At 40.1% G+C, this 17,135-nt stretch carries 15 protein-coding genes; 9 read left to right on the forward strand and 6 right to left on the reverse strand.

The window, feature by feature from the left end; all coding sequences use genetic code 11:
* Positions 1-207: 207 nt before the first annotated feature.
* The gene (locus B4G94_RS02240) at positions 208-1,119 is read right to left on the reverse strand and encodes a helix-turn-helix domain-containing protein (RefSeq protein ID WP_286856870.1); all 912 of its coding nucleotides are present in this window, start codon (positions 1,117-1,119) and stop codon (positions 208-210) included.
* A 64-nt stretch (positions 1,120-1,183) separates the two neighbouring features.
* Positions 1,184-1,987, reverse strand: coding sequence for an SDR family oxidoreductase (locus B4G94_RS02245; RefSeq protein ID WP_286856872.1), 804 nt, complete (start codon positions 1,985-1,987; stop codon positions 1,184-1,186).
* Between the two features lie 255 nt (positions 1,988-2,242).
* Here B4G94_RS02245 and B4G94_RS02250 point away from each other — a divergent pair, with 255 nt between their 5' ends.
* Positions 2,243-2,503 (forward strand): hypothetical protein, encoded by a 261-nt coding sequence (locus B4G94_RS02250; protein WP_108634120.1) that lies wholly within the window; start codon positions 2,243-2,245, stop codon positions 2,501-2,503.
* A gap of 124 nt (positions 2,504-2,627) precedes the next feature.
* Here B4G94_RS02250 and B4G94_RS02255 read toward each other — a convergent pair whose 3' ends face one another.
* On the reverse strand, positions 2,628-4,046 hold the full coding sequence (locus tag B4G94_RS02255; RefSeq protein WP_286856875.1) for an SDR family oxidoreductase: 1,419 nt from the start codon (positions 4,044-4,046) through the stop codon (positions 2,628-2,630).
* 267 nt (positions 4,047-4,313) lie between these two features.
* Here B4G94_RS02255 and B4G94_RS02260 point away from each other — a divergent pair, with 267 nt between their 5' ends.
* Positions 4,314-4,697: a YidH family protein gene (locus B4G94_RS02260; RefSeq protein WP_108634538.1), complete on the forward strand. Its 384-nt coding sequence runs from the start codon at positions 4,314-4,316 to the stop codon at positions 4,695-4,697.
* Positions 4,698-4,840: 143 nt separating this feature from the next.
* Here the strand turns inward: B4G94_RS02260 and B4G94_RS02265 are convergent, their stop codons facing one another.
* Entirely contained in the window at positions 4,841-5,440 is a 600-nt protein-coding gene (locus B4G94_RS02265) for a DUF4142 domain-containing protein (RefSeq protein WP_108634122.1), read from the reverse strand.
* A gap of 154 nt (positions 5,441-5,594) precedes the next feature.
* Complete coding sequence (locus B4G94_RS02270) at positions 5,595-6,794, reverse strand: FAD-dependent monooxygenase (protein WP_286856879.1); 1,200 nt, start codon at positions 6,792-6,794, stop codon at positions 5,595-5,597.
* Between the two features lie 87 nt (positions 6,795-6,881).
* On the opposite strand from B4G94_RS02270, the gene B4G94_RS02275 reads away from it, so the two are divergent.
* A complete protein-coding gene (locus tag B4G94_RS02275; protein ID WP_286856881.1) occupies positions 6,882-7,847 on the forward strand; it encodes a helix-turn-helix domain-containing protein in 966 nt (321 codons plus the stop codon).
* Between the two features lie 357 nt (positions 7,848-8,204).
* Complete coding sequence (locus tag B4G94_RS02280; RefSeq protein ID WP_286856883.1) at positions 8,205-8,855, forward strand: transcriptional regulator; 651 nt, start codon at positions 8,205-8,207, stop codon at positions 8,853-8,855.
* Between the two features lie 49 nt (positions 8,856-8,904).
* Here B4G94_RS02280 and B4G94_RS02285 read toward each other — a convergent pair whose 3' ends face one another.
* Positions 8,905-9,660 (reverse strand): NADPH-dependent F420 reductase, encoded by a 756-nt coding sequence (locus tag B4G94_RS02285; RefSeq protein WP_286856886.1) that lies wholly within the window; start codon positions 9,658-9,660, stop codon positions 8,905-8,907.
* Positions 9,661-9,976: 316 nt separating this feature from the next.
* On the opposite strand from B4G94_RS02285, the gene B4G94_RS02290 reads away from it, so the two are divergent.
* The 5 genes from B4G94_RS02290 (at position 9,977) to B4G94_RS02310 (ending at position 17,051) form a co-directional block, all read left to right on the forward strand.
* On the forward strand, positions 9,977-10,324 hold the full coding sequence (locus tag B4G94_RS02290) for a winged helix-turn-helix transcriptional regulator (RefSeq protein WP_286856888.1): 348 nt from the start codon (positions 9,977-9,979) through the stop codon (positions 10,322-10,324).
* Positions 10,325-10,540: 216 nt separating this feature from the next.
* Positions 10,541-11,920, forward strand: coding sequence for a L,D-transpeptidase family protein (locus B4G94_RS02295; RefSeq protein WP_286856890.1), 1,380 nt, complete (start codon positions 10,541-10,543; stop codon positions 11,918-11,920).
* Between the two features lie 166 nt (positions 11,921-12,086).
* Complete coding sequence (locus B4G94_RS02300; protein WP_286856892.1) at positions 12,087-13,505, forward strand: MBL fold metallo-hydrolase RNA specificity domain-containing protein; 1,419 nt, start codon at positions 12,087-12,089, stop codon at positions 13,503-13,505.
* A 129-nt stretch (positions 13,506-13,634) separates the two neighbouring features.
* Entirely contained in the window at positions 13,635-16,130 is a 2,496-nt protein-coding gene (locus B4G94_RS02305; protein ID WP_286856894.1) for a cation-translocating P-type ATPase, read from the forward strand.
* Positions 16,131-16,490: 360 nt separating this feature from the next.
* Positions 16,491-17,051 carry a helix-turn-helix domain-containing protein gene (locus tag B4G94_RS02310; protein ID WP_286856896.1) on the forward strand — a complete coding sequence of 187 codons (561 nt, stop codon included), beginning with the start codon at positions 16,491-16,493 and terminating at the stop codon, positions 17,049-17,051.
* Positions 17,052-17,135: the final 84 nt, after the last annotated feature.

Genomic DNA, 17,135 nt, shown 5'->3' on the forward strand with positions numbered 1-17,135 from the left:
TATTTTTAATAGTTTATAGTTTTATTAGGGACCGCGTTGGCATACGTCGGTCCCTTTTTTATAAGTGGCTTATTGCTTCGCTCATGTATTGGGTTCTGAAGGTATTGTATTCCTCTCTCCAGACTTCATGTCGTACCATTCAGCTCTACGGCGGGAAATTACCTTTAAACGCAAAAATAGGAAATCAAAAGAACCCCTGAGGAGAGGTCAATGAAATAATTGTCTGAATGCTAAAGGTGAAACATTGGTCTTCTTCTTAAATAGTTTGTTGAATGACTGTGGATGTTCAAAGCCGAGCTTGTAGGCAATTTCTGCCACTGAGAGACTTGTGGCCGTGAGCTTTTCTTTGGCTTCTTCAATTAACTTGTCGTGAATATGCTGTTGGGTGTTTTTACCCGTCAGTGACCGTAGTAAATCGCTTAGATAACGTGCTGAAACATGGAGATTTTCTGCTAAATACTCTACCGTCGGAAGCCCCTGCTTTAATGTTTCTTCGCTGTCGAAATAGGCATCCAGCAATTTTTCCAATTGTGTCAGAAGCGCATTGTTAACAGCTTTTCGTGTGATGAATTGACGCTCGTAAAACCGGTTGCTGTATTGCAATAGCATATCAATTTGTGACAAAATAATACCTTGGGTATGTTTGTCGATATGTTGATACTCTTTTTCGATTTTAAGAAAAATTTCTACAATGTCTTTTTCTTCCCGTTCGGAGAGATGTAATGCTTCGTTAAGGGCATACGAAAAGAAATTGTAATTTTTTATTGTGCTTGCAAGTGTGTGCTTATACAAAAAATCAGGGTGAAACATAAGCATATAACCTTTTCCGCATTCAATGTTCATTTTTCTGATTTCAGAAATCGTTAACGACTGAATCTGTCTGGGCGCTATAAAGTTCATGGTTCCTTTGTCGAAATCGTAATATTGTTGTCCGTACTTTATTTTTGCGGTAACATCTTTTTTGAGGGAAATGCTATAAAAATTGACGCAGAACTGCTCCCAAATGTTGCTTTCATCAGGTTTTATTCCAGCGACATCAATTACACTGATGAGCGGATGTAACGGCGCCGGCAATGACAATTGCTTATGAAATTCGGATATGGAATTGATAATATGCATCCTGTTTTTGTTTTACAAATTTACAAAAAACAACTGCCTGTAAAGACAGTTGCCGATTTAAAAATTAAGCCTCAAATTGTTTCGCGATTTCTTGCCTGAAAGCTTCTTTTCCGATTGACAGACGTCTATCATATAAGGCATTTGCATCTACACCCGCCAAATAGCGTACCTGATCTTTATTGTCCGTTGCGGCTTCATATACCACCTGGGCAATTTGCTCCGCCGTGGATGCGTTTTGCATCATCAGATCCATTTGTTCTAACAGTTTGTTTTCGATGTCTCCATAGTCGGAAGATCGATTCATATCCAATGAACGACCTGCAAAATCTGTCGCGATTCCTCCTGGAGCAACAGTCTTGATCGCTATCCCAAATTTTTTCAATTCAAAGGACATACTTTCGCTCCAGCCTTCCAAGGCGAATTTTGTTGCATGATAGATCGAATTTAGCGGGAATCCCATAAAACCACCAATTGATGTGGTCGAAATAAATAAACCACTTTGCTGTGCCCTAAAATGTGGGATAAATGCTTGTGTAACACGCAATACACCCAACAGATTGGTGTTGATTTGACGAAGTATTTTTTCGTCACTCAAGGTTTCAAACGCGCCCATCAATCCATAACCTGCATTATTGAAAACGACATCGATTTTGGCCAAAGAGATTGCTTTTTCAACAGTTTCTTTGATCTGTGCAGGATCGGTTACATCTAATTTTAATAGCGTAACGTTTTCGATTTCGGTAAGCTCGGTTTCATTTTCGGGATTTCGCATTGTTGCGATAACATTCCAGCCCGCTTGTCGGAATAGCTTGGCAGTTGCTTTCCCTAGCCCGGAAGAAGCTCCTGTAATGAAAATTGTCTTTCTCATAGTGTTATTATCTGATTCAATAATACAAATGTCTAAAGAAGGCATAGGGTATTTGTTGCCATATTGAGCTTGGTTGTAGCCAAAATGACGAAATCAAAATGGGTAAAAAAATCATCGACTTTGGCACGATTATTTGTTGATATTCGTTATAAAAATTATGCACTGTTAAGCTGATTTTTGCTCGATTAGTAACTTTTTAGCGTAATCATATTGGCGTAATTGCTTTATTTTAAAAATTTTAGAAGATCTATATTTATGCAAGGCACGATTGACGGGATAAGCGGCGAGCCACATCGTTCACAGGTGTTCCGTTTAACTTACAAAGGACAGGATTATCAGCTGGTGTTGTTGAAAAAGTCTTTATCAAAGCTCGATACGGAATTGCCAATTTTGCTCGACGGAATTGATCAAAAACTAGTAAAAAGGGGCGACTACTGGTTTTTTGAAAACAGGCATTCGGATCAGCACTTTGCGACAGAGATTTGGCGTAATTTATCTCTTCGATATCGCCTTTAAAGCCAAAAATTCTACTGTATCGTGGCCCGCACTCCAAGAGATTAGAAGGGCCACGTAATGGTATTGAGATCAATACTTAAGGATTGCATTTTCATTATAAATCATAACGTGTGAATTCTTATTTTTAAGGTTTAGCTATCCTGTTTATCATGCCCCTGAATATAAAGCCATGAAATGGCAATACAGCGTACCAATAGAGTCTTCCAGCAATACCCAGGGGTCTAAAGGTCGCTGTTTGTATCAGCATATTATCTTCGATTTTAAATTCTAGCCATGCTTCTCCCGGCAGTTTCATCTCTGCATAAAGCAATAATCTTTTTGTCTTTCTATCTGCTATTAGCACGCGCCAAAAATCAAGTGCATCACCGGCAGCCAGATCGCTTTTATTTTTTCGTCCCCTTCGCATACCCACGCCACCGACTAATTGATCCATGAATCCACGGATTTTCCAGAGCCAATTGCCATAATACCAGCCCGAATTCCCGCCAATGGACCAGATTTTGGTCAACGAAGCTTCACTATCTTGGAGCGGAGCCTGACGGATATCCTTAAAGCAACCATAAGTGGGTACTTCGAGTAGCCTGGTGAGCCCGCCCGATAAAATTTTACTGGTCTGTGCATCTTTCCAGCTGGACACCACATTGTCGCTTTCAATTTTTTGAAAAGCTAATTGTATCGATTGTCTGTAATTGATCAATTTTATACCGAGCTCGTCCGCTAGAGTATTGGGCTTACAGATCACTTCGACTTTCATGCTATCGACTAGGTTTTTCGCGAGGTTATAGGAAGTCGAAGTAACAAAATAAAGCCAGTAGGAGGAGAGCCTCGGTGTCATCAATGGGATGATATAAATCTGTCGCCTCAGTTTTCGTTCGGCAGCGTATTGCAGTAGCATCTCTTTATAGCTCAGGACGTCAGGACCGCCAATATCATAGCTCTTGTTAAATGTATGCGGATTAGCGATGACACCGATCATAAATTCGATCACGTTGCGTATGGCGATGGGTTGACATTTGGTTTGCAACCATTTGGGTGTAATCATAATGGGGAGTTTTTCGACCAGATCTCGTATGATCTCGAAAGAAGCACTTCCCGAGCCAACGATGATACCAGCCCGTAGGGTGGTGATTGGTATCCGTCCGCTTGCCAATATGCTTTCAACGTTTCTCCGCGAGTCAAGATGTTTGGATAATCTATCGGAATTGATTATTCCACTCAGATAGATAATCTGTTGCGCCTTGGTTTTATCAATAAAGTTGCTAAAGTTGGTCGCACATTCGGCTTCCATCTGTTGGAAATCACCTGATTGCGTAGCCATCGAATGGATCAGGAAATAAGCGATATCTATTTCAAGCGGAATATTTTTTAGGCTTTCCTTATCCAAAAAGTCGACTTCAACGACTTGAACATGATCCGAAATTGCCGATGGATCAAAACGATCCTTATCCCTGACGCAACAGATAACTTCATGTCCCTGTTCCAGCAACACAGGCAAAAGACGTTTTCCGATATACCCTGTAACACCGGTTAAGAGAATTCTCATATCCTGAATTGTTTATTGCAGATACATATTGTACATAAATATACTAAAATAGCAACTAAATTGTTTTATTTGGTGCAATTTTATTCTATTAGAACTAAATCATCCTTTGGAAAAATAGGGTTACTGAAGTTATGAAACCTGAGTCAGTATAATCAGAAGTTACTCCATAATCGCGGATCCCTTTTTTTAGTTTGCTGCTGAATCATAAATTTGAATGGTCAAGTTTTTAAATTTCCTAACTTAGTTATTGAAAAAAATAATTCTTATATGGCAAATACTATTGTGCAAAAAAAAGTGGCTGACCACCTCGCTAACGAAAGGACATTTTTGGCGTGGATCCGGACAAGCTTGGGTATTATGGGCTTTGGATTTGTGGTTGTTAAGTTTTCGCTTTTTATTCGTCAGATCGAGCTGGTTCTGAAAACCGGAGCGGTCACTCAATCACATCATGGCTATTCGGGCGTTGTAGGTGTATCCATTGTGATCATTGGCGCATTGACAGTTATATTGGCGTTCTTTAAGTTCCGTAAGACAAAAAGGCAAATCGAAGATGAAAGTTTTGCTCAGGGCTCTTTCGGAATCACTATTACAGCAGTATTGATTTTTATTATTGGAGTTATTCTGAGTTGGTATCTTATCGATAGTTTGTAAGAAATAGTAATTCAAATACATCATGACTTTTGTCCAATTCATCCATAGTTTATGATAAATGCCACGAATAATCGCTATTCGTGGCATTTATAGAATAAACACTTTAAAACTTGACTTAGCTTAAAGGGTGGCACCCAATAATATTATTTCAATTTGTCTTTTACAGCTTTACTGTGCTCCAAATGTGTCCTTAAAGTCGGTAGGGTCTTATCCACAAATGCCTTTAATTCGGCATCTTTCAGATTTTTACTGGCGTCCTCAAAAAGCTTGACGTCTTTTTCGTGATCCTCCACCATTTCATCGATATAGGCTTTGTCAAATTCTCTTCCTGTCTTTTTAGCCAAATCATCTTTTACTTTTTGCTGTTCAGCGCCTACTGTAGCAGGGACAGTAATGTTTTTTGCCTTGGCGAGTGTAGTCAGTTCGTCATTGGCCTTGCTGTGATCTTTGATCATCATTTCTCCAAAAGCTTTGACATCGGCATGCTGTGCTTTTTGCTGTGCCAACTCCCCGAGCTCTACTTCGGCCATACCGCCATTTGCCGCTTCGGTGACAAATTTAGCATCCTCTTCGCTGACGGATAGAGGCGTCGCTGCGACCTGATTATCATCCATATTTTCAGGCGCCTTTTCTTCGTTGATACTGTCTGCCGTTTCCTTACTGTCATTCTTTGCACCGCCGCCGCAACTTTGGACGGCAACAATCGAAAATGCAATTGCTAGGGTCAGAAATATTCTTTTCATATGCTTATGAGTTTGATTTCAAATTAAACGGTACTCAAAACAATATGGTTCAAAAAAAGTGATTATTGCTGCTCGTCAAGTGGTTAGGATATAGACCAATTGGACTTAAAAAATCCTTTTGTGTATAAATATGCTCTATCTGTATTATTATATATTATACGTCGCCAGCTGCGGTTGAGATCGCCCACTTTGATAAATCTTCTTGCTCCTTTGTCAGCACGATAGGATCTGTCATTATTTTTTGAACATCAATAGCGCTAGCATTCCGAAAGCTTTCAACAAATTTCTCGAGATCAGCTTCGCTTTTGGGTAGGAAAGATGCCGCATTATTCTTTGCGTTGGTCTGAAATTTTTCGATAATCGGTTGCATCAAGGTGTTATAGCTTTTACAGGCGGTTAGTATGTCGTTTGGATATTCTCCAATAAAATGTGCCAATGCCTTTGCACCATAAATAGACAGCGAAGCGCCCATTCCTGATAGGGCGGTGGGACAATATCCAGCATCGCCCAACAATACCACCCGCCCGTTCACGAGATTTGTTGCATGTACCATACCCATTTTATCAATGAAAAATAGGCCATCATCCAAGAGGCTGTCCAGTAGTTGCTGTACCTCAGCATTGTAATTACCAAAAGCATTTTTAAGAATCGATGGCGCATTATTTTTTAGCGTGCCAATGTCTTCGGGTCTGCGTATGTAGCATTGGATAGCGATTTCGTCCTGCGCGATAGGGTAGATAGAAAGCATTCTGTTGACATCGATATAGACCTTAAAAACGCCTACTTGCTTATTATGTCTTTGCTTTAATTTACCGCCCACGTAAAGGGTATTGAAGTCTTCCAATTGCACATTGCTAAAATACCGTTCTCGTGTAGCAGATCGTAATCCTTCCGAAACAATGACTAAATCAACCGTTAGCGTACTTCCATTAGAAAGTGTAACATTCGTATAGTCTTCCCGTTCTTCGAGTTGTGAAATCGTTGTATCAAATACTATATGGACATCGTTTTTGATGGCTTCGTACAACACCTGATGTAAACCGCCCCGCGATATAAGAACAGAACGTTCAATGTTTTCATTCATTTTATCGTAATCAATGCTTTGAATGATGTCCTCATTTGTTTCTACGAAATGAACGGTTTCAGAAGGCGATGATGCTGCCTGTAAGTTTTTGGTTAATCCCAATTCTTCCATGATTTTTACACCAAAGCTTTTTAGGGAAATCAAGAACCCTGCTTTATCGAACGAAGTCGACCGATCGATTACTGTAATGGTGTGACCTTGTTTTGCTAAAAAATTTGCGGCCGTTAACCCGGCAATTCCTGCGCCAGTTATTAAAATATGTTTTTTCATTTTTTTTATTTTTTTATTGATAGCGCAAATTTATATATACTTTTAATGCTAAAATAGTTCAATAAAAAGCAAAAATAGTCTGATAAAATGAGTGGTATACATAGAAAAGAGGAAATGAGCTATTGGGTGGAGCGCTTGGGTGTTTCGCTTGCACCAGCTGACTCCGCATTAGAAAAACTTGACCTGAATGAGCTTAAAATTATAGATCTGCTACCCGAAATGCTGGTCATGATCCGTTCTGTGGTGGCCAAGGAAACGTTTTGTTTTCGAAGGAAACCAATAAAAATTATTGAAAACGGAATATCCATTTCTTTTCAAAATATTATCAATTCGCCTTCAACAATCAATAGCGCAACTAAGAAAATGATACCACAGGCAGGGCCACACGTTCGCATTATACCATTGCATGTAGAAAGTGAGGTGAGCTTTCCAAAAGATATCAATATCCAGCAGGTAACCATTATCGTAAGCCTTGATTATTTAAAAAGTTTTATCGGGAAAGACTACGTTACGTTCGATTATCTATTTGATAATGAAAAAACGCTTTGGATCGAGGAATTCATGTCACCGGAAATTGCCGAAGTGACCAATGAGATTTCAATGGCACTATTACCAGATACGCTATCAGATGCCTACTATAGGCTAAAATCGCTGGAACTACTATTTTATCTGTTTAAAAATTTATCCTTAAGAACGCATGTTACGCATCAGCATATATCAAAATATGAACTGGAATCGGTATATCGCGTCCGGGATAGAATTGCGACTTCGATAAACAAACCATTTCATCAGGAAGAATTAATAAAAATAAGTGGTATGAATGTCATTAAACTTCGGAAACTTTTTACGCAAGTCTTTGGTAAAGGAATGTATCCTTATTACCAGCATATGCTTATGCAAGAGGCTGCAAGACTGTTAAGAGACGAATATCTATCGGTTTCTGAGACTGGCTACCAGTTAGGTTTTAGCAATTTAAGTTATTTTGGACGATTATTTGAAAGGCATTTTGGATCTAAACCGAAAAAATGGGCTCAGCAGAATCAGAACACATAATTTTCATACTCAAATAGTCCAAGCCGATCAATGGTGCCTCGAGCCCCCAGCTGCCTATATTTCTTGTTTTCAAGCACCGCGGGCGACTAGCTTGCTCTTAGCTGCTACGTGGGACAGCATGTGCCGCATCTTATGAATTTGACTATTGGAATGCTGGAAATGGTGGATGGATTCCCTTGCATGTCAAAGTAAAAGTAAAAAGAGCAGATCCAGATGCAGTGAATATGGATCCATACGTTACGAATTGTAAATGATTGCTGTTAAATATGAAATGGAAGTAGATAGCCGCGCAGAAAACACGTAATTTACAGGAAAATTAAGGTCTTATTACAATTAGATGGCTAAATTAATAAAATCATGATGAGAAAATATTCTTGTATAATGCTTCTTTTTGTTGCTGCAATGGTTAGTCTACGTGCGCAGACGGTGACAACTAAATTGGTCCCAAGCAAATTAAAGGCAAGTTTTGAACGTGTAAAAGAAGCTATCCCCGATATGACTGGTCAGTATCTTGATACCAAGATGCAAATTACGCCGCTGGCCCATACAGATACTACGGCTAGCTTTGAAATCGAGGAGGGAGGTTTAAATATTGAAATTCTTGTGGATAACGAAAAAGAGTATAATAAATTGGTTGCAGCGGCGGCAAAAGACGTCTCCAAACCAAGTATTCATATGCTGTATACTTTTTCGCTAAAGGCTAAAAAGCTGAAGGTACCACCACCGAAAAAAAACTTTTTCTTTCCTGAGTTTGGGTTAATATGGACGGTGACCATAAAAAAAATAGCAGAAATGGAGACCGAGCTTTTATTTTCCTATAAATCGCTAGCTCCCGAATTCGCAAAGAAAATTGAGAGTGAATTTGAAAGCGATGTCTATTACAACAACAAAATTATAAAAATTTCTGTCAATGATAAGCGAATGCGCCACCTGTTCAACGAGATTCTGATCAATAACATGCATGTTGACAGGGATTATCCGGCGCCAAAATATCCAGCGCGCAATTAGTTTTTTTGCTTTGGGCCAAGCTATAATTACGCCAGGCCCAAAGTAAAAGCTAAAAAAGTTTAGGATTTTTTGGGAAAAGATTTCTGTTAAATTCTACAACTTCACTATTGGACGGATAGGAAAGCAGCGCAGAAAGTTTCACAATTGCACTATCTCTTATTGTTGCTGCGTTTTCTTTTACTGCGTCAGAAAATGCCTGTTTCAGTTCTTCTGCGGTGAGTTCGGTACAATATGCCGGTGTTCCCGGCTGATGTCTCCAAGACGCAGAAAGGCTACCAGAATCGACGGCATCAAAACCCGCATCATTTATTAAACTGGCAATCACTTTTTTTGCCCTTTCATCATCTCCGGCTATTGCCATCGCAATTCTGTTTTTAGTCCCCTCTACCTTTCCTTCATTAGCCAAGGTTTCAGCTAATAAGTTATTAAATGCTTTGACCACGGGTCTTCCCAATTGTTCCGATACCCATACACTCTCGACCTTACCGTTTTTGATCTCTTCAATATCCGCATCACGGAAAGGATAATAATTTGAAGTATCTACAACGATTACATCCTCCGGCACGTTAGTGAATAGATTTTTGGGCAAACTGGGAATTGCCAAAGTTGGAAGAGATAAGACAATTACTTCGACATCTTTTACGACTTCTTCTGACGTTGCAGGCGACGCCCCCAATTCTTCAGCGCGTGCCTTCAGTTTTTCAGCCCCTTGGCTGTTGTTAATTTTAACGCTGTGACCAGCATCTACCATCTTTTTTGCGATTGTGCCACCTATAGCTCCGGTACCGATTATTCCTATTTTCATAGTACTGTATTTTGAATTAATATTTTATAATCTGAATGATTATTTTGCCACCTATCCTGTGTTGGCCATCGCCAACCGCCGGGCGCAATACCCCCGTCGCCCGGAAGCTGGATCACAAGGTGCATTTGTTTAATATCTTTCATAGCAATACTTAATTGTACGACAAAGCTACCTACAAAATACTTTCATTTGTATAGTGCTTTCCTAAAGGAAAGTGTATTTTTACTCCTCTGAAGACCGAATCAAATCGACTCAATTGTTTGCAGAGGTTATGAAGGGAATTAACGTAAATTTATAAGCGTAATTAAGAGAAGCTATGGCACATAAAAAAATGCATTGCGATTGTTTGGACACGATAAAGCCTGTCCGGGATACACTTGATGTAATCAATGGAAAATGGAAAATACCCATTATCATTTCTATCAGTGTAGGAAACGACCGATTTACAGACATCCAGGAAAGCATTCCCGGGATAACTCCAAAAGTTTTGGCAAAAGAGCTCAAAGATCTGGAGCAGCATAAACTAATACGACGAATAATAATTGAGGGCTATCCTGTAAAAATTTCCTACAAAACAGAACCCTATGCAGATACCTTGACACCTTTAATCTATGCAATGAAAGATTGGGGGGTAAACCATAGAAAAGTGGTAACAGGTAGCTAAACACTTTTCAGTACCTAAGGGCGGTATATTCCCCTTGGTGCCGTCCGATTACTACTAATTATATAAAAATCAGCTGATATTATGTAATTTATATTGGTTTATATTTCAGAACTTTGTAATAAGTTGATGATTTCACTTCGAAGGTTTGTCCTTCCGAAGACAAATACAGCGATAGGATTAGTCGGTATTAAAATTTAAGCAAAAAAATTTGATATCATGAAAGCGCTTCCATATTTCGTAGTTATTTTTTTCGCTATTCTCTCCAATGCGATCTACGGGCAGAATGTGTCAATAGGTATAGAAATTACAAGAGCGCTAAAGGACAATACCTATCTTTCGGGGCTGAATTATCCAAAATCGGTCGTCAGGTTTTATACGGATAATTATTCAGGATATAGCTGGACAGATCGTCAGCAAAAACGAGATCAATCGGAAATGGCGCTCTCACTGCTGGTACGGGCCAACCATTATGGGCTGTCGCTCTCTGATTACCATCTAGAAAGCCTTTCATTTGAAAAATTAAAACAATGGTGGGATTTTCCTTCTGAACAGAATCAAAAGGAAAGAATCATGTTTGATATGCTGCTGACCGATGGCCTGATTAGCTTTATTAATGACCTGCACTTTGGAAAATACAATCCATTATATCATAAGTCGCGCATTGATACCAGCAGGATCAATGGATTCTGCGCGGATGAGATATTGTCAACAGCACGACTGCAGCCAGATTTTCAGGGCGCTATACTTCAGGCCCAGCCAACGATCAAAGCTTATGGTGATTTTCAGGCTTACCTAGATCGTTCCTATACTGCGAATGATGGTATAACTTCTCAAGCGGAAATGGATAAGATCATCCTAAATATGGAACGCCTGAGATGGATCGGCACGCAAAGTGTGAACTATATTATGGTCAATATCCCTTCCTATACGCTGGAATTTCATCAGGGAGACGAGATAACCGAATTTAAGGTTGTGGTCGGAAAGCCTGCAACAAAAACGCCTGTTCTGGAAAGTGAAATTAATTATTTTTCAACGGCACCCGACTGGCGAGTTCCCCAAAGTATTTTCCGTAAAGAAATGCTTCCCGAAATTTTGAAAAATAAGAGCTATCTAGCTGATCACAATTATTCCATCTATGACGGATCGGGCAATAAAGTCACCGTGAATGCATCAAAATTGAGACAGATCTATAATAATCCTTATAACTATAGTGTAAGGCAATCCTCGGGTCAGGACAACGCACTGGGTGCGGTTGTATTTAGATTTCAAAATCCCTATGGTGTATATCTTCATGATACCGCTCAGAAACAATTTTTTAATAGGGAAAAAAGGGCGCTCAGTCATGGCTGTGTACGTGTGGAAAATGCGGATCGCCTCGCCGCTATGCTATTATCATATGATGGTTCAGAATACAAAATTTCAGAGCTGGAAAATGCAATCCTATCTTACGAAAAGAAGGATTTTGTCCTCAACCAGCCTGTACCTATCATAATAACTTACCTGACCTGCCTTATAAAAAACGGGAAGCCTGCTTTGTACGCCGATATTTATAACTTCGACAAATCATTAGAAGACAGATTTAATCAAAATAAATAATAGATCAGGACAACATAGTGCCGCTGGTCATATGAGCTATATTTAGAATAAGATTCTTACTGCTTTGCGCAAAGTGATAACGATCATCATAAAGAATAGCAGTGATCATGATCTGAAAATTTTTATAGATGTAACTTTAGGGTATCAGACCAAAAATAAATTCATTATGAAAACTGCAGAAGCCCCCGATCAAATTGTTCAGTCTCCAATGAAAATGGAAACTATTATTATAAAATCTCTCGGAGGAGCCGGAACAGTGACCGGATCAAAGCATTTATTAAAAACTCCCGAACTTACCATATTAGTCGATTGTGGCTTGTTTCAAGGCATTAAATCCTTGCGTGAACAAAATTGGGAATCCTTAAATATTCCGATAGGAGAAATTGATCTGGTCATTCTTACCCATGCCCATCTGGATCATTGCGGCTATCTACCTTTGCTCATAAAAAACGGATTTAGAGGTAAGATCTACATGACCGAGCCTACCGCGGAACTGGCCAAACTGATCTTGCTTGATAGCGCGAAGTTACAGGAAGAGGATGCGAAAAAGGCTAATCAGCATCATTATACCAAACATCATCCTGCAAAACCGCTATATACTAAAGTGGATGCCGAACAGGCTTTCGAGCATTTTTATACTGTTCAGGAAAATACCAGTATTAAGCTAGGCAATCAGATTCAATGCCAGTTCAAACCTTGCGGCCATATCATTGGCGCCTGTTCGGTGGCAATTACCTGCTTTGACAAAACGATCGTATTCTCGGGTGATATCGGACGAAGCCATAGCGAGATTCTGCCTATCCGTGACTTTTTTACCGAAGCGGATTTTTTGGTCATGGAGTCTACTTATGGTGACAGATTGCACGACAAGACCGATTTGTATGATAGTCTGGCACATTGGATCAACCTTACGGTTAAAAACCACGGTAATATCATTATTCCTAGTTTTGCTGTGGGTAGGGCACAGGAGCTGATCTATATGCTCTTTCGTTTAAAGGAACAAAACAAAATTCCGCACGATCTGCCGATCATCCTGGACAGTCCTATGGCTGCTACCGCCACAAAGATTATGGTTGATTATGCTGAATACACCAGTGTTGATAAAAGAAAATGGTTGAAAATTGTTGAAAGTATTGAAATTAACAGAGATTATATGAATACTGCGGAGATTATTCAGGATAAAGCGAGTAAAATCATTATTGCGGGCAGTGGTATGATCACCGGAGGAAGGGTGCTTGAATATTTGAAACATGATATAGGAAATAGCCGGAACACGGTATTGATCGTAGGATTTCAAGCCGAAGGTACACGTGGCAGAGCTTTGCTAAATGGGGCTTACGAGTTGAAGATTCATGGTAGTTATTATCCGGTAAAAGCAAATATCGTAGAATTGACAGGTTTATCGGCACACGCTGACCAATACGAACTGCTGGAATGGATCAAAAAATATAAAATTCCTCCTCAAAAGATCATGCTGGTACATGGAGAACCATGTGCATTGGAGGCATTACGCGTAAAGATTCAAACAGAACTAGAAATACCCGTAAAGATTTTAGTCAAAGATGAGCGATTTGCGCTCATATAGCTTGCCCGATTCACGTGATGACTAGCTAACATCCAATTTATAAATGTAAAATTTTGGAGAACATATTCTGGAAAATAGTGTTTCTTATACAGTCAGTAAATAAAGGTTTCTATATTAAGCAATTTCCTTATGGCATATAATATCCCTGGTCATCTCAAAGGTCTCAGCCAGGACGAAGTAAATCAAGCGAGGGCAAAATATGGGTATAATCAGTTGGCGGCAACGCATAAAAGTACCTGGCTGGAATTGCTGATGGGTATTTTAAAAGAGCCTATGCTGATCTTACTGATTGTTATTTCACTGATCTATGTGATTGTGGGCGACTATGCTGAAGCAGCTTTTATGATGGCGGCGATCGTGGCGGTCACTGCGATCTCGTTTTATCAGGACAACCGTAGCAAGAAAGCGTTGGAAGAGCTTGAAAAACTCAATGAGCCCCTGAGTGTGGTCATCCGGGATGCGCAGGTGGTCAAGATTCCTACACGGGAAATTGTCGTAGGCGACCTTTGTATCACAGAAGAGGGCCGCATGATTAATGCGGACGGAGTAATCGTACACAGCAACGACTTTTCTGTCAACGAGTCATCACTCACAGGAGAGAGCTTCTCCGTGTTCAAGGATAGTACGACTACCGATAACTTCGTTTATAGCGGCACAATAACGGTGTCGGGACTTGCTGTCTTTCAGGTGCAAAAGATAGGCAAAGAAACGCGCGTAGGCAAAATTGGCGAATCCATACGAACGATTAAAGAGGAGATCTCGCCCTTGCAGATCCAGATCCAGAAATTTGTCAAAGCAATGGCAATCGTCGGAATTGTTATTTTCCTGCTGGTCTGCCTGTTCAGTTATCTCGATAATCACAATATCGTAGTGAGCCTGCTCAATGGGCTCACCTTGGCAATGTCTGTACTACCCGAGGAGATTCCTGTCGCATTTACAACTTTTATGGCCCTGGGGGCATGGAAACTCATGCGCGAGGGTATTATCATCAAAAGGAGCAGTATCGTAGAAACCTTGGGGAGTACCACGGTAATCTGCACCGACAAAACAGGTACCATTACTGCCAATATCATGCAATTAAAAAACCTGTATGATTATCGTTCCGACAGGGTGTATGCCGAAGGTGAATTTGAACATGAAGCACTTCATGAGCTTATTGACTATGCTATGTGGAGCAGCGAGCCCGTGCCTTTTGACCCCATGGAGATCACGTTGCATAAAGTATACGAAAAAACACAAAAAAATGATTTAAGACGGAGTTATCAGCTGTTTCATGAATATCCGCTCGAAGGCAGGCCGCCAATGATGACACACCTTTTTGAAAATAATGAGCATGAGCGGATCATCGCGGCCAAGGGGGCACCCGAGGCGATACTTAGCGTTTCACAGCTCTCCGATGCCGATCGAGATAAGATTAGGGCGGTGATTAAAACTTTTGCTCAGCAAGGATATCGGATTCTGGGTGTTGCCAAATCACATTTTGCAGGAAATGCCTTCCCTGCAAAACAGCAGGATTTTACGTTTGAGTTTTTAGGGCTCACGGTGTTCTATGATCCGCCCAAAGAGGGGATAAGGGAGGTCTTTCAGCAAATTTATGCTGCTGGAATCAAGGTAAAGGTGATTACGGGCGATAACGCCGAAACAACAAACGCGATTGCATTGCAGGCAGGAATTGTCAATGATACGCCGGCTGTAAATGGTAGCGAAATCGTTGGGAATACCGAAGATGACATCATAAAGCTGGCTGAGCGGACCACGCTATTTACCCGCATGTTTCCCGATGCCAAACTTGCGGTCGTCAATGCACTGAAAAAGAGTGGTGAAGTTGTGGCCATGCTCGGAGACGGAGTAAATGACGGTCCGGCGTTGAAAGCTGCGCATATTGGTGTGGCCATGGGAAATAAGGGAACCGAGATTGCCAAATCAGCTGCCGCACTGGTCATCACCAACGATGATTTGCAGAAACTCATCGTCGGCATCGCTGCTGGTCGCCGGATTTATACCAACATCAAAAAGGCTGTGCAGTATATTATTTCCATTCATATTCCCATTATTCTGACAGTATCCTTGCCCTTGTTTTTGGGCTGGATCTACCCGCAGATATTTACCCCTGTGCATGTGATCTTTCTGGAACTGGTCATGGGGCCTACCTGTTCTATCGTTTATGAGAATGAACCTATCGAAAGAAATACGATGAATCAGCCTCCAAGAGCGATGGGGAAGACTTTTTTGAGCATCAGTGAACTGGGCATAAGCATCATCCAAGGGGTAGTGATCACGCTTGGGGTCTTATTTAGCTACCAGTTTACGGTCCAGCATGGCGGGAGCGAAGAAAAAACAAGGGCGATGGTGTTCTGTACCTTGATCTTTGCGAATATATTGTTGAGCTATGCCAACCGCTCGTTCTATTATAGTATCATCGAAAGCTTTAAGAATCGTAATTTCCTATTGTTCGGGATCTCTTTAGTTGTGTTGATCTTGCTATTTGTCATCTTGTATTGTGGGCCAGTTGCTGCTTTCTTTGAGGTAACAGCACTCAGTGGATCTGAATTGGCGATTGCTCTTGCCGTTGCAGGTGTATCTGTACTTTGGTTTGAAATTTACAAGCTCATGAGGAGAGCATAGATTGAGTTTTTATATAATTTAATACGAATCATTAATCGTATTTCGCATCAACATCGAGCAAGGAAGCGGACGCTTCGAATCGCATGAAGACTAGATGAGTACTTTAACGAGTCGATGCCATCTCTGTAGTGGTCAGAGATATTAATGGCAACATAAACGTATCTATTCTTTTTAACACCTATTTTCTGATGTTTTTGGGATATCAAAAAAGAACATAATGGTTATCAAAAGTTAGTGGATGTTTGTCCGATAAATATTTAAAAACAAATTGTTTGGCAAACATGTTTAATATATAGCTAGTTTGTTTCTTTTGATAGATAATTTTGCCCATATATTATTTGTGCTATTGGACCAACAGACATGAAATTAATCATCCAAAATATGGTGAGCCGCCGTTGCAAAATGATGGTAAAATCTGAACTCGACAAATTGGAGATAGCCTATATATCAATCGAATTAGGCGAAGTCAGGTTAGCACAGCCTATTTCTGAAAACGTCAAGCTAAAGTTGCAGGAAGCATTGCATCAATCCGGGCTGGAGTTGCTCTACGATAAGAGAGCCGAATTGATCGAAAAGATAACCAGTATTATTGTCGAAATGGTCCATTATTCCAAAGAAATCCCGGAAGTTAATTTTTCTACTTTATTGAGTGACAGACTAAAAAAAAACTATCACTATCTGGCCGAGATATTTTCCAAAACAAAGGGGATCACGATCGAACATTTTATCATACAGCATAAAGTAGAGAAAATCAAGGAACTGATCCTTTACGGCGAATTGAATCTTACAGAAATATCGTATCTACTGCATTATTCAAGTGTGTCACATCTCTCCAAGCAGTTTAAACAGGTCACCGGACTGACACCCACATTTTTCAAAAAGCTTCCAGTAAGAATGCGAACAAATCTCGAAGACCTCTAATACCCATAAGATTACCTACCAATTATACAAGAATACATGCAAATTGTATAACGTATATTGTTTTATTAATCAGAACTTTATTAG

This window comes from Sphingobacterium sp. UBA7625 (assembly GCF_002484085.1).
Taxonomy (GTDB): Bacteria; Bacteroidota; Bacteroidia; order Sphingobacteriales; family Sphingobacteriaceae; genus Sphingobacterium; species Sphingobacterium athyrii.

Excerpts from the sequence above, each read along its gene's own strand:
- B4G94_RS02240 (WP_286856870.1), bottom strand. The coding sequence starts at position 1,119 with ATGCATATTATCAATTCCATATCCGAATTTCATAAGCAATTGTCATTG.
- B4G94_RS02245 (WP_286856872.1), bottom strand. The coding sequence starts at position 1,987 with ATGAGAAAGACAATTTTCATTACAGGAGCTTCTTCCGGGCTAGGGAAA.
- B4G94_RS02250 (WP_108634120.1), top strand. The coding sequence starts at position 2,243 with ATGCAAGGCACGATTGACGGGATAAGCGGCGAGCCACATCGTTCACAG.
- B4G94_RS02255 (WP_286856875.1), bottom strand. The coding sequence starts at position 4,046 with ATGAGAATTCTCTTAACCGGTGTTACAGGGTATATCGGAAAACGTCTT.
- B4G94_RS02260 (WP_108634538.1), top strand. The coding sequence starts at position 4,314 with ATGGCAAATACTATTGTGCAAAAAAAAGTGGCTGACCACCTCGCTAAC.
- B4G94_RS02265 (WP_108634122.1), bottom strand. The coding sequence starts at position 5,440 with ATGAAAAGAATATTTCTGACCCTAGCAATTGCATTTTCGATTGTTGCC.
- B4G94_RS02270 (WP_286856879.1), bottom strand. The coding sequence starts at position 6,794 with ATGAAAAAACATATTTTAATAACTGGCGCAGGAATTGCCGGGTTAACG.
- B4G94_RS02275 (WP_286856881.1), top strand. The coding sequence starts at position 6,882 with ATGAGTGGTATACATAGAAAAGAGGAAATGAGCTATTGGGTGGAGCGC.
- B4G94_RS02280 (WP_286856883.1), top strand. The coding sequence starts at position 8,205 with ATGATGAGAAAATATTCTTGTATAATGCTTCTTTTTGTTGCTGCAATG.
- B4G94_RS02285 (WP_286856886.1), bottom strand. The coding sequence starts at position 9,660 with ATGAAAATAGGAATAATCGGTACCGGAGCTATAGGTGGCACAATCGCA.
- B4G94_RS02290 (WP_286856888.1), top strand. The coding sequence starts at position 9,977 with ATGGCACATAAAAAAATGCATTGCGATTGTTTGGACACGATAAAGCCT.
- B4G94_RS02295 (WP_286856890.1), top strand. The coding sequence starts at position 10,541 with ATGAAAGCGCTTCCATATTTCGTAGTTATTTTTTTCGCTATTCTCTCC.
- B4G94_RS02300 (WP_286856892.1), top strand. The coding sequence starts at position 12,087 with ATGAAAACTGCAGAAGCCCCCGATCAAATTGTTCAGTCTCCAATGAAA.
- B4G94_RS02305 (WP_286856894.1), top strand. The coding sequence starts at position 13,635 with ATGGCATATAATATCCCTGGTCATCTCAAAGGTCTCAGCCAGGACGAA.
- B4G94_RS02310 (WP_286856896.1), top strand. The coding sequence starts at position 16,491 with ATGAAATTAATCATCCAAAATATGGTGAGCCGCCGTTGCAAAATGATG.